This window comes from Sinimarinibacterium thermocellulolyticum, from assembly GCF_040327995.1.
Lineage (GTDB): Bacteria > Pseudomonadota > Gammaproteobacteria > Nevskiales > Nevskiaceae > Solimonas > Solimonas thermocellulolyticum.
The window spans coordinates 132,764-145,611 of sequence record NZ_JBEPIJ010000006.1 but is presented as its reverse complement, the minus strand read 5'-3'; the positions used below and the strand labels follow the sequence as shown (position 1 = coordinate 145,611).

At 71.2% G+C, this 12,848-nt stretch carries 9 protein-coding genes; 5 read left to right on the top strand and 4 right to left on the bottom strand.

The genetic code is table 11. From position 1 onward, the window contains the following. The first annotated feature begins 65 nt into the window (after positions 1–65). From ABSH63_RS07380 to ABSH63_RS07360, 5 genes are all read left to right on the top strand, one after another. Positions 66–2,219, top strand: coding sequence for a cellulose biosynthesis cyclic di-GMP-binding regulatory protein BcsB (locus tag ABSH63_RS07380; protein ID WP_352888665.1), 2,154 nt, complete (start codon positions 66–68; stop codon positions 2,217–2,219). Positions 2,220–2,225: 6 nt separating this feature from the next. Then, positions 2,226–3,335 (top strand): cellulose synthase complex periplasmic endoglucanase BcsZ, encoded by a 1,110-nt coding sequence (gene bcsZ / locus ABSH63_RS07375; protein WP_352888664.1) that lies wholly within the window; start codon positions 2,226–2,228, stop codon positions 3,333–3,335. Next, positions 3,323–7,330 carry a cellulose biosynthesis protein BcsC gene (locus ABSH63_RS07370; RefSeq protein ID WP_352888663.1) on the top strand — a complete coding sequence of 1,336 codons (4,008 nt, stop codon included), beginning with the start codon at positions 3,323–3,325 and terminating at the stop codon, positions 7,328–7,330. The genes bcsZ and ABSH63_RS07370 overlap by 13 nt, the downstream gene beginning before the upstream one ends. Beyond that, complete coding sequence (locus tag ABSH63_RS07365; protein WP_352888661.1) at positions 7,327–7,725, top strand: hypothetical protein; 399 nt, start codon at positions 7,327–7,329, stop codon at positions 7,723–7,725. Before ABSH63_RS07370 ends, ABSH63_RS07365 begins: the two co-directional genes overlap by 4 nt. 110 nt (positions 7,726–7,835) lie before the next feature. Then, positions 7,836–8,357 carry a CC0125/CC1285 family lipoprotein gene (locus ABSH63_RS07360; protein ID WP_352888660.1) on the top strand — a complete coding sequence of 174 codons (522 nt, stop codon included), beginning with the start codon at positions 7,836–7,838 and terminating at the stop codon, positions 8,355–8,357. On the opposite strand, the gene ABSH63_RS07355 is transcribed toward ABSH63_RS07360, so the two are convergent. Genes ABSH63_RS07355 through ABSH63_RS07340 form a run of 4 tightly spaced genes read right to left on the bottom strand, consistent with a single transcriptional unit; the run spans position 8,354 to position 12,706 of the window. After that, complete coding sequence (locus tag ABSH63_RS07355) at positions 8,354–8,896, bottom strand: nuclear transport factor 2 family protein (protein WP_352888659.1); 543 nt, start codon at positions 8,894–8,896, stop codon at positions 8,354–8,356. The two genes, ABSH63_RS07360 and ABSH63_RS07355, sit on opposite strands and share 4 nt — an antisense overlap. Positions 8,897–8,925: 29 nt before the next feature. After that, positions 8,926–9,924, bottom strand: a complete 999-nt coding sequence (locus ABSH63_RS07350) for a ThuA domain-containing protein (protein WP_352888657.1) — start codon at positions 9,922–9,924, stop codon at positions 8,926–8,928. 15 nt (positions 9,925–9,939) lie between these two features. Further along, entirely contained in the window at positions 9,940–11,646 is a 1,707-nt protein-coding gene (locus ABSH63_RS07345) for a GMC family oxidoreductase (protein WP_352888656.1), read from the bottom strand. Then, positions 11,639–12,706: a gluconate 2-dehydrogenase subunit 3 family protein gene (locus ABSH63_RS07340; protein WP_352888655.1), complete on the bottom strand. Its 1,068-nt coding sequence runs from the start codon at positions 12,704–12,706 to the stop codon at positions 11,639–11,641. The genes ABSH63_RS07345 and ABSH63_RS07340 overlap by 8 nt, the downstream gene beginning before the upstream one ends. Positions 12,707–12,848 lie beyond the last annotated feature (142 nt).

Here is a 12,848-nt window from a genome sequence, read left to right as displayed (position 1 = left end):
GTGCTCCGGCGCCGGGCATACAGACGCAAAAACCACATCACGACGGACGGACGACCCGTAACGGCATGATCAAGCTCTCCAAAGTTCTCGCCTCTGGCCTGATCGGCGCGTGCCTGGCCGGCGCGCCGCCGCTGTGGGCGCAGTCGAGCGCCGCCGAGCGCCGGGTGGAGCTGCGTTTCCGCGATCTGGGCATCGATTACCCGATCCGTCTGCGTACGGTGTTTGGCCAGGCCTCGCTGCCGCTGAACCTGCGCGCCAACGAGCTGGTGACCGCGGCTGAGCTGGAGCTGCGCATCGCGCACTCACCATCCTTGCGCTTCGACCTCAGCCATCTGAGCGTCGCGGTCAATGACCAGATCGTCTGGACGCGGCCGCTCGACGCCGCCGGCGCCTCGGGCAAGGTGGTGAAGATCCCGCTCGATCCGCTGCTGCTGGTGAGCCGCAACCAAATCCGCTTCGATTTGGTCGCCCACTACGCCAGAGAGGGCGAGTGCGAGGACCCCACGCATTCGACCCTGTGGGCCGACATCTCCAACGACAGCGTGCTGCGCTTGACGCTGCGCACGCTCGATCTGCCGCCGACGCTGGAGAAGCTGCCGGCGCCCTGGTTCGACGCGGCCGAGCGCGAACGTCTGCGCCTGAGCTTCGTGCTGCCCCCCGATCCGGGGCTGCAGACGGTACGCGCGGCCGGCATCGTCGCCGCCTGGTTCGGTGCGCAGGCGGACTACCGCGGTGCCGATTTCCCCGTGCACTTCGGGCTTGCGCCCGCCGGGCATGCCGTGCTGTTCCAGCTCGGCGGCACCGAGCCGCAACTGCGCGCGATCCGCAATCCAGGCGATGTCGACGGCCGCCTTTTGGTGTTCTCGGCCCCGGACGAGGCGGGCCTGGTGGAGCTGGCCCAGGCTTTCGCGCTCGGTCACCTGGTCATGCGCGGCGACGCCGCCAGTCTGACCCGGCTCGAGCTGCCGCCGCCGCAGCGCGCGTGGGCCTCGCCGCGCTGGCCGCTGCTCGACCAGCCGATCCCGCTCGATGCCTTTCGGCTCGGCCCGTCGACCGTCTCCGGCCTCGCGCCGGGGCCGATCACCTATGAATTCACGCTGCCGCCGGACCTGTACTTCCTCGGCCGCAGCGGCGGCTGGGTGGACCTCCACTACCGAGCCAGCCGAGCCGGCAACCCCAAGTCCTCGCTCAACGTGCTGCTCAACGGCCAGTATCTCGGCTCGACGCTGCTCGACGCCGGCGGCGCGCAGCGCGCGGAAACCGACAGTCGCGCGCTCGAGGTGGAACTGCCGCCGCAGCACTTGCGCGGCCGTAACCGCCTGGTCGCGCAGTTCGAGTTCACGCGCGACACCGCCAAGGCCTGCGAGGATTTCCGCGCCGACACGCTGCAGGGCGGCATCGATCCGCGCAGCCGGCTCAAGCTCGCGCGCCACGCCCACTATGCCGAGATGCCGGCGCTGGAGAAGCTGGTCAACGGTGGCTTTCCGTACGCGAAGTTCGCCGACCTGTCGCAGACGGCGGTGCTGCTGCCGGAGCGGCCGAGCGCGGCGGACATCTCCGCGGCGCTGATCGTGCTCGGCCACATCGGCCGCTGGACCCAGGAGGCGGCGACGCGCGTCGAGGTGCTGGGGCTGGCGCAGGTCGAGGACGCCGCCGACAAGGATCTGCTGCTGATCGCACCGGCCGAGGTCGCGACGCTGCCGACCGCCTTCGACGAGGCCGGCGTGCTGCGCCTTGGCGCGGACGGCGCCGAGCTGCGCACCGCCTCGAGTCTTGCGGCCCTGCAGGCGCGCATCGAGGGGCGGCCGCTGCGTGACGCCGAGAAGGTCGCCGCGCGCGTCTTGGTGCAGTCGCGCGGCGCGCTCGGCACGCTGCAACAATTCGAGTCGCCGCTCAAGCGCAAGCGCAGCGTGGTCGCCCTGCGCACCACCGGCGATTTCGATCCGCGCGCGGTCGCGCTCGCGCTGACCGAGCCGGGCCGCAGCCAGTTCATCGAAGGCGGACTGGCGCTGGTGACCGCCGATCAGGTCAGCGGTTATCGCCTCGGCGCGCGCTACGGCGTCGGCCGCCTGCCGTGGTGGTATGCGCTGACACGCTGGATGCAGCACCATCCGTATCTCGTGGTGCCGCTCGCCATCGCCTTTGCCTGGCTGTTCGCGCTCGTCGCCCAGCGCCTGTTGCGCCGGCACGCCGCCAGCCGCCTGCCCAAGGCGGGCTGAGGCGCGATGCGGGTGCGTCTCATCGTGCTGTTGGGCCTCTTGCTGGTACAGCCGGCCTGGGCCGAGCGCGCGCCGTGGCCGGACTGGGAGGCGTTCAAGACCGGCTTCGTCAGCGACGAGGGGCGGGTCATCGACTGGACCAGCGAGGCGCGCACGGTCTCTGAGGGTCAGGCCTATGCGCTGTTCTTCGCGCTGATCGCCAACGACCGCGAGGCCTTCGCGCGCATCCTGCACTGGACCGAGGTGAACCTCGCGGCCGGCGACCTGTCGCGTCAGTTGCCGGCCTGGCTCTGGGGCACGGCCGCGGACGGCACGCGCAAGATTCTCGATCCGAATCCGGCCACCGACGCCGATTTGTGGATCGCCTACGCCTTGCTCGAAGCGGCGCGGCTGTGGCGCAAGCCGCCGCTCGAAGCCAAGGCGTGCGCGATGCTCGCGCAGGTGCGTGCGCAGGCCATCGAGCGTCGCGCGGACGGCACGGTGCTGCTGCTGCCGGCGCCGCGGGGCTTTCGCTTCAGTGAGCGCGTGCGCTTGAATCCCTCGTACACGATGCCGGCGCAACTACTGCGTTTTACCGCGGTCGACCCCTCCGGGCCGTGGGCGGCGCTGCTCGAGCAGTTCCCGGCACAACTGGCCGAACTCTCGCCGCTGGGCCGTGTGCCGGACTGGTCGCAGTATCGCGAGCGCCGCCACGAGCTCGACGCCGACACCGGCGGCACCGGCAGCTATGACGCGATCCGCGTCTATCTCTGGGCGGGGCTGGGGCCGCAGCGGCACGAGGCCGTGCGCGCGATGCTGCGCAATGTCGCCGGCTTTGCCGTGTTGACCGCGGAAGCCGGCCGGGTGCCGGAGAAATGGTCCGCGCGCAGCACCTGGATCGAGGGCGAGGGGCCGGTGGGCTTCGATGCGGCGCTGCTGCCGTACTACCGCGCGCTCGGCGAGCAGGCGCAGCTCGCACGCGCGCGGGCGCGCGTCGCGGCCGCGCGCCAGGACGGCGTCTACGGCCGCCCGGCGCGATACTACGACCAGGTGCTCGTGCTGTTCGGCAAGGGCTACGACGACGGGTACTATCGGTTCGACGGGCAGGGGAGGCTGGTGCCGAAATGGAAGCGCTGAAGCGCGGTCTGATCGCCGCGGCCGTGGCCGTGGGCGCGGTGCTGCCGCTGGCCGTCGACGCCCTCGACGCTGCTGCACTCCAACAGCTCGTGCGACAGGCGCAGTTCTGGGAGACGCGTAACCGTCCAGACCTCGCGCGCGAGGCCTGGACCCGCGTGATCGAGGCCGATCCGGACAACGTGCAGGCCCTCGAACGCCTGATCGAGCTCGAAGCGCGCCACGGCAGCGCGCAGAAGGCGGCCGAGTACGAGGCGCGCCTGCGCCGCCTCGCGCCGGACTCACCCGTCTTTCAGCGCCGCGCGCAGGGCCTGGGCGCCGCCGACCGCGAAACCGCGCTCGCCCAGGCGCGCAGCCTGGCCCGCAGCGGGCGCAGTGCCGAGGCCATCGCCGCCTGGCGGCCGCTGCTCGATGCCCAGGGCGAGCCGCCGGCGGCGCTGGCGGTGGAGTACTACGAGACGCTGGCCGGGACCGAGGACGGCTGGGCGCGGGCGCGCGATGCGCTGGCGCGGCTGAGCACGGCACGGCCCGAGGACCGGCAGGCGGCGCTGGCCTACGCGCGCGTGCTGAGCTACCGCGCGGCCACGCGGCGCGAGGCCATCCGCCGCCTCGAGGCGCTCGGCGATGCGAGCTCGCCGGTGCGCGCCGAGGCGCGGCGCGCACTGCGCCAGGCGCTGCTGTGGCTCGACGCCGGGCTGCAGGATCGGGCGCTGTACGAGCGCTATCTGCGATCGGTCGGCGACGATGCCGAGCTGCGCGCCAAGCTCGACGGCTTGCAGGCCGCGGCGCGGGCGCGCGAGCGCGCCGCGGCCGATGCGCGCCGCGCCGAGGCCTTGCGCGCCGGCTACGAGGCGCTCGACGCCGATGCCCTCGACGCCGCCGAGCTGTTCTTCTCGAATCGGCTCAACACCTCGCCGAACGAGGCCGACTCGCTCGCCGGTCTGGGGCTGGTGCGGCTGCGCCAGCAGCGCTTCGCCGAGGCCGAAAACCTGCTCGGCCGCGCGATCGCGGCGCGGCCGTCGCTGCGCGCCTCGCTGACCGAGGCGCTCGACACCAGCCGTTACTGGCGACGCGTGAGCGAGGCGCGCGCCGCGCAACAAGCGGGGCAGTGGCGCGAGGCCGCGCGTCGCTTCGCCGCTGCCGTCGAGCTGCGCCCGGACGGCGACGCCGACGTGCGCGCCGCGACTACGCGCGCGCTGCGCAAGGCCGGCGACGCGCAACAGGCCGAGCGCATCTTGCGCGAGGGCCTGCGCCGCAAGCCCGGGGATCCGGCGCTGGTCGGCGAATACGCCGAGCTCCTGCTCGCACAGCAACGCGAAGCCGAACTCGATGCATTGCTTGCGGAGGCCGACCGCCGCGATCCGTCGATGCTGCGCGAGGTGCGCGCCGCGCTGCTGCGCACGCGCGCCGCGCGCGCGCGGGATGCGGGTGATCGCACTGCGGCCGAGAGATGGCTGCAGCAGGCGCTCGCCGCCGATCCGCAAAGCCCCTGGGTGCGTCTCGAACTGGCGCGCCTATACCGCGACATGGGCCGCAGCGTCGAGGCCGATTCCCTGCTGCAGGCGCTCAGCGAGATGCCGGTCGGCGAATCCGACGACGCCGTGCTGGTCCAGGCCTATGCGCTGGCCGATGCGCAGCGCTGGTACGAGACCCTGATCGTGCTCGAACGCCTGCCGCCGTCCAAACGCAGCGTCGATGCCGCGGATCTGCAGAAGCGAGCCTGGATCCAGTACCAGTTGCAGCGCGCCGAGCAGGCGGCGGCCCTGGGCGAACCGGGGCGCGCGGTGGAGATCCTCAACGCCGCGATCGCCGCCGCCGGTCGCGGTCCCGACCATGCCTCGGCGATCGCCAAGGGCTGGCAGGCCCTCGGCGATCCGGCGCGCGCGGTGGCCGCGCTGCGCCGCGCCTTCGCGCAGCGACCGCCGACGCCGGGGCAGTCGATCCAGTACGCGGCCTTGCTGCTCGAACTCAACCAGGACGCCGAGTTCGAGGCGGTGACCACGAGCCTGATCCAGTCCGGCAAGACCAGTTCCGCCGAGCGCCGGGAGCTTGAAGACCTGATCGTCGGTTATCGCATCAAGCTGGCCGATCGCCTGCGCGAACAGGGCGATATCGCCGCGGCCTATACGCAGTTGCGCGAGGTGGTACAGCGCTATCCGGAGCAGCCGCGCGTGCAGAGCGCGTTGGCGCGCTTGTTCACCGCCGCCGGGGATGTCGATCAAGCCCTGGCGATCGGCCGCGCACTGCTGCGCGACCAGTCCGAGGATCCGCGCGCATGGGCCGACGCCATCGATGCGGCACTGGCCGCCAACGACCGTGAAACGGCCCAGGCGTGGATCGAGCAGGCGCGCCGCCGCTACCCCGAGGATCCGGCCTTTTTGCGCGCCGCCGCGCGGCTCGCCGAACAGCAAGGCCAGCGCGCCCGCTCGCTGCGCTTGCTGCGCGAGGCCGCGGCGCTGGAGGATCGCGCGCGCGCCGAATCCGCCGCGCCCGAACTGATGCTGATCGCGGCCGACGGCAGCGCCCGCAACGGGCTGCCGCAGCCGGTGTTCGATCTGTTGCAGGAGGGCGGCGCCGAGAGCGTCGGCCCGCTGCTGCCGCGCGCCGGCGACGCCGGCCCCAGCGCCGCACCGATGCCCCTGCGCGTGCAACGCTATCGCTTGGACGGCGCGCTGGGTGCACGGGCCACCGAGACCCCCGCGCGCCCGGCTGCATCAATCAGGCGGCCGCTGCAGTTGCGGCTCGACCATGGCGATCCCGACGCAGCCGCCCGGCCATGGCCGGGCCGCAGGGCGCCGCGCAGCATCGCCCCGACGCTCGACGAGACCATGCAGCGCCTCGAAACCAGTCTCGGTCCCTGGGGCGCGGCCAGTTTCGCGAGTCGCTCGCGCCGCGGCGAGAGCGGCCTGTCGCGGCTGCTGGCGATCGAGACCCCGTTCGATCTGGCCAGCCAGGAATGGGAGCTCGGCCGTCTGGGCCTGCGCGTCAAACCGGTGGTGCTCGATGCGGGCACGGTGTCCGGTCTGCGCAACAAGCTGCGCTTTGGCACGCTGGCGCTGATCAACGGCGAGTCAGGCGATCTGGATCAGTCGGCCGACGGCATCGCCCTGTCGCTGGGCTGGCGCATCGGCGAGTTCGCCGCCGACATCGGCACCACGCCGCTGGGCTTCGACGTCGAAAGCCTGGTGGGTGGCCTGCGCTGGCAGACGCGCATCGGCCAGGCCGCGCAACTGGCATTCGAGTTCGCGAGCCGGCCGGTCACCGACAGCTTCCTGTCCTATGCCGGCGCCTACGATCCGCTGACCGGCAAGACCTGGGGCGGCGTCGTGCGCAGCGGCGGTCGTCTGGACTACGCCTACGATCTGGACCGCTACGGGCTCTACCTCAACGGCGCCTACTATGCCCTGGGCGGGCGCAACGTCGAGGAAAACTCGGTGTTGGAACTGGGCGGCGGCCTGTTCTTCCGCCTGCTGCGCGAGGCGCGTCACGGCAATCTGACCGTCGGCGTCAACGTCACCAACTTCGGCTACGACAAGAACCTGCGGCATTTCACCTTCGGCCACGGCGGCTACTTCAGCCCGCAGTTCTTCACCACGGTGGCGCTGCCGCTGACCTGGACCGGACATCGCGGCCGCCTCGACTACCGCCTGGAGGCGGCGTTCGGCCTGCAGTCTTTCCGCGAGGACGGCGCCCCGCTGTTTCCTGGGCGCGCCTCGCTGCAGCAGGAGCTCGAGGAGATCGTCGAGTTCGAGCCGATCAACGAGATTCCGCTGGGCTACGCGGCGCAGAAGAACTCGGGGCTGGCCTACAAGTTCGGCGGCGCGCTGCAGTACCGCGTCAACGCCCAGCTCAGCGTCGGCGGTCTGCTCTCGCTCGACAACGCGCGCGACTACGAGGAAAGCATCGCGCAGGTCTACCTGCGCTACGACTTCGCCGGTCGCAGCGCCGAGCCCGGCGTGCTGCTGCTGCCGGAGTTGACCCGGGGGACCCTGCCATGATCCGCGTCATGCTCGCGCTTGCCCTGCTGGCCCTCGCTGCGAGCGGCCGCGCCGATGACCAGACCACGGCCCTGCTCGAAGCCGGCTATCCGGACACCGCCCTCGCCGAGCTCGAGGCACGTCTGGGCGCCAATCCCTACGACCCCGTCGCGCTCAACAATCTCGCGGTGGCCCGTGCCCGCGGCGACGAGGTGTTTGCCGCGCTCGAGCTGCTGGATCGCGCCGCGCGGCTCGCGCCCGAGCATCCGGTCATCGCCGAGAACCGTAACCGTCTGCGCACCTGGCTGATGCGCCGGATCGAGCGCGCAGACGCGCATGGCAGCGACGACGCCGTCGCTGGCGCGAGTCGCCCGCCGGCGCTGCTGCCGGAGCCGCCGCCGCTGTGGGTGCCCTAAAGGCGCGCCGGCTCGTCCTCGTGCATCGGCGGTTCAGGCGGCGTGGTGGATGCTCGATGGGTCAGGTCTGACGGCGGGCGGCCACGCCCGCCGCCCACCCGGAGTGAGTCATGTCCCGTCTGCCTCTCGTTTTTCTGCTCTGCGCCGCCCTCGGCGCCGCTTGTGCCGGCCGCGCCACGCCCTACCAGCCGGTCACGAATGGTTACGGCTATTCCGAACAGCGGCTGGAACAGGACCGCTACCGCGTCAGCTTTTTCGGCAATGCCCGCACCGATGCCGAAACGGTCACCAACTATGTGCTCTACCGCGCCGCCGAGATCACGCTCGATCAAGGCTATGACTACTTCGTCGTGATCGACCGCTCGACCCAGGGGCAGCAGCCGGCCGGCGGCGGGCCCAGCGTCGGCGTCGGCCTCGGCGCCTTTCGCTTCGGCGGCAGTGGCGGCTTTGGCATCAGTATCGGCACCACGACGTCGGTCGGCGGCGGTGGTGGCGACGCTTACCGCGGCACGGCCGACATCCTGCTGCGCAAGGGCGACAAGCCCGCGGACGACGTGCAGGCCTTCGACGCGCGGGCGGTGAAGGCCAATCTGCAAGACCGCATCGTGCGGCCGCGTCTGAATCTGCGTTAGCGAGTCGTCGGCGATGCCGGCAGATGACGCTGCAGCATCGCGATCAGCCTGCGCTTCATCGGCACCACCCAGTTGGCCTTGAGCGTCGGCGACAGCAGGCCGGCGTCTTCGAGCTCGTCGCACAGGTGCATCTGGTGGGCGAGGTCGAACAGGTCGAGCTGCTCGGTAAACAGGCCGTCGTCGCCGACGGTGATGAAGGACACGCCCGGCGTCTGGTAGTACGAGCCGTCGGCGCGTCGCCCCGGACCGCGGTTCCACCAGTGGGTGATGATGCGGTTGCCGTGCGTGGCGTAGCGCTCGATCGGGAAGCTCCAGCCCTCCCAGCCGACCTTCATGTCGCGGCCGTAGTGGGTCGCGCGGATTTCGTCGCGCGTGCGCGCGTGCACCCGCAGCGTGCCGCCGTACTCGCAGACGTAGTCGCAGCGCTCGGCATAGAAGGCGTCGGCGATCCATTCCCATTCGTTGCGCTCGGCGGCTTCGACGAAAGCCGCTTGCAGCGCCGCTGCGCGTGCCGCGACTCGTTCGGACGTCATCGCCATGTCGTTCTCCGTCGCGGTGTACGGGCGGCTCAGGGCCCGGTGATGATTTGCGGCGGCAGATCGGGGAAGGCCGGGCCGGTGTCGCGCTCGGCGAGCGGTCCGTCCTCGCGCGGGACGCAATCGGCGTCCACGCGTCGTGCCGCGGTGAGAATGCCGTTGAGCAGGTGCTGGCGGAAGTTCGCGTCGCCGTAGATCGACACCGAATGGCCCAGCGCGGTGTACCAGGCGCGGCCACCGAGGCGATCATGGCACCAGCTCATCGGGTGGTCGTTCATCGTGCCGGTTTCGCCGATCAGCAGGCGCTCGTCGAGCAGGGCGTCGGGATCCGGCAGCCGCGTGAAGCCGCTGCTGGCGCTGGCGAACAGCTCGGCGAGCGCGGCGATGTTGGTGGTATTGGGGTCTTGGGCGTAGCTGGCCTCGTCGATGTTGAGCAGCACGCGCACCTGGCCGCGCGGATTGGTCCGGAACGAGTAGAACTCGTCGCGGATCGTCCACGGCACCGGCAGGTGCGCGACGGCGGGATGATCCGGCGCCTCGAGGTGCAATTGCGCCGACTGCACGCCGGGGCCTTGCGGATCGTTCACCGGAAACACCGGATGACTGTGGAAGTACGCGCCGACCAGTTCGCCGTAGAACGGCCAGTCGTACTCGGTGTCGGAGGCCGAGTGCACGCCGGCATAGCCGCCGCCGGCTCCGATGTACTGCTCGAAAGCGAGCTGCTGCGCCTCGTCGAGCACGTCACCGGTGGTGCTCAGCCATAGCACCACCGCATATTGCGCGAGGTTCTCCGTGCTGAACGCGGCCGGATCCTCGGTGTGGTCGACGCCGAAGCCGTGCTGGGCGCCGAGCGTGCGCACGGTGTCGACGCCGGTTTCGATCGAGGCATGGCGAAAACCGGCGGTGCGCGAGAACACCAGCACGCGGAAGGCTTCGGTGCTCGCCGCGGGCGCGTCGGCGCTGCCGCAGCCGGCAAAGAGCGGCGCCGCGAGTGCACCGGCCATGAGGTTTGCGACGAGGGTTTTGCGCATGGCGGTGTTGTGTCTTTAGGTCTTGCCCGTGCCGATCGCGCGCGCGATGCGCAGCGCGTTCGCGAAGATCGTCAGCGTCGGGTTGAAGCCGGGGAAGGTCGGGAACAGCGAGCCGTCGACCACGTGCACGTTGTCGCATTCGTGCAGCTTGCCCCAGCGGTCGCAGACGCTGGTGGCCGGATCGAGGCCGAAACGCGCGGTGCCCGCGTGATGCGCCGACAGCGTCGGCCGGTCCGATAGCAGCGGGTCTGGCAAGACGATGGCGCCGGTGGCCCCGGGCGTGGCCTGCAGCATCGCCAGCAGCAGCGGCGCGGTGTAGGCGGCGCCGGCACGTTCGTGTGCGTGCGGCGACCAGGTCACGCGCGGCACCGGCAAGCCGCGCCAGTCGCGCACCTCGGGGTCGAGATCGACACGGTTGTTCGCCTGCGGCAAATCCTCGCCGACGAACTGGATCGCCGCCAGATGCTTGCGGATGAAGCCGAGCTGCATCAGCGTTTTGTGCGCGGCGCCCGGCGGGATGCCGATGCCGGCGTACTGGTAGGCCTCGAGCAGCAGCGGCACCGAGCCGCCGACTTGGATCAGGCCGCCCTTGATGTAGGGCACACCCAGCGCCTGCACCAAAGGGCCGGTGAACGGGCCGACCAGGTCGTCGACCTCCACCGTCGTGCTCTGCGCGCGGTAGGGCTGCACGTCGTACGCGAACACCGCCCCGCCGATGGTGAAGTAATGGAACATCATGTTGCGGCCGACCTGGTCCGAGCCATTGCCCAGGCCGTGCGGATGCGCGCCGCTTGCCGACAGCAGCAGCAGGCGCGCGGTCTGCACCGGGCTCGCGGCGATCAGCACCTTGTCGGCGCTGATGCTGCGCGCGACGCCATCGCGGTCGAAATAGCGCACGTCGGTGGCGCGGCGGCCGTCGGCCGTGGTGTCGATGCGATACACCAGCGCGCGCTCGATCACGCGCACGCGGCCCGAGCGCACCGCCGGATTGAGATAGCTCACCAGTGCGTCGCCGCGCGCGTTGATCGGGCAGCCAAAAGACGAGCACAGGCCGCAGGAGTTGCACGCCGGGCGGCCGTCGAAGACCTGCGAGTTCACCGCTGCGGGGTAGGGGAAGGGTTCCCAGCCGACGTTCATCGCGCCGCGCGCGAGCAGCCGCGCCGCGTAACCGGTGGGATTCGGCGGCATCACGAACTGGCGCGCGCGCGGCGCCTGTTCGAGCGTGCGCGCCGGCATCTGGTTCACGTCGCCCTGCACGCCGATGTAATGCTCGACCTCGTCGTAGAACGGCGCCAGATCGTCGTAGGTGATGGGCCAGTCGGCGACTTGCGCGCCTTCGACCGGCCCCAGGTCCGACAACTGCGTGAAGTCCTGTCGCCAGAAGCGCGGGAACTTGGCGTTGTAGTGCAGCGAGGTGCCGCCGACCGCGGCGCCGAGCGAGACGTGCGTGCCCTGCACGCTGCGCGCGATGCCTTCGGCAGCCTCGCTCTGGCTGCGGCCAGTGATCGGTTCGAGCAAGGGGTGCGGAAAGCCGAAATGGCGCGTGGTCTTGATCTCGTCGTTCGCGTACAGCGTGCCCAGCTCGCGGCTTTCGACCTCGCCGAAGCCGGGGCGCAGGTTGCGCCCGCGTTCGAGCACGGTGACGAACCAGCCCTGGCGCGCGAGTTCGTGCGCGGCGATGCTGCCGGCCGGGCCGGAGCCGATGACGATGGCCTCAGCCATGGTGCGCGCGCCAGATCCACTCGGGTCGCACCCGCGCGGCCACGTCCAGGCGGCGGCGCAATGCGGCGAGCGAGCCCTGCGCATCGAGGATCGCCGCGGTCAGGCTCTCGCCGGCCGGAATCACCAGCGGTGCGGCCGCGCCACTGCCTCGGGGGGCGTCGCCACCCCCGTAGGGCGGTGGCAGCAGGGCGTCGAACGGCCCCGGCGGATCGCGGTGGCTCACCTGCTCAGCGGTCCAGCCGCGCGGCTGCACGTCGCCGGGCCACTCGGTCGAGGTCCAGCCGACCAGATCCCGGTTGCCGCCGTACTCGGGCGCGCCATAGGTGCCGTCGAGCGTGTCGAGAAATGCGACGTCGACCAGCGCCCGCACCTTGGCATCGCTGTCGTCGAACACGATCACGTTGCGCAGCAGCGCCGGCAGATCGGCGAAGGTCTCGGTGCCGGTGAGCGCGTTCACCAGATCGAGCACGTCTGAAAGCGGTGTGTCGGCGAGGCGTTCGCGCAGGATCTCGCCGAGCGCCGCCGGCAGTACGCCGGTGGCGAGCTCGGCCGCGCGCGCATCCAGATGCGCGAGACCCTCGCGGTAGATCGCTTGCAGGCCGATCACGGGGCCGTTGAACTCGCGTTCGGGCCGGCCTTGGGAGCCTTCGATGACCAGCCGCCACGCCAGGGTTTCGTACTCGTCCAGCGGGATGAAGCGCGCCAAGTCGTTGCGCGCAGCCCCGGCGCGGTCCGAGTACGGTCCGCCGGCGTAGATCAGCGGCGGATCGGTCAAAAAGGCGGCGAGCAAGGCGTCGATGGCGTCTTCGGCGTGTGCCGCCGCCGCGCCGGGTTCGAGGCCGGCCGGGATCAGGCGGTCGACCAGCGCGCGCAGGGTGCGCCGTTCGGCGTCGGTCAGAAAGCGCGCGTGCGGCGTCGGCCGGTCGGGCCCGCGCAGCGGATCGTCCACCCCCTGCGAGTGGCTGCAGCCGCCGAGCAGCCATGCGCTCATCAACACCGTGCCGCCGGCCTTGAGCAACACCCGCCGCTCGGGCATGCGCGGCGCTTCGCCGTCGTTCATGCGCGCTCCCCCGTGATCGATCGATGCCCACGGGCCGCTGCGCACGATCCGCTACTCGCGATCCGCTGCGCACGCCCCGTGCTGGCGATCCGTGCGCCGATGTTGCGTCCAGCAAGCGCCGCGCCGCCTCGTGCGTTCGGGT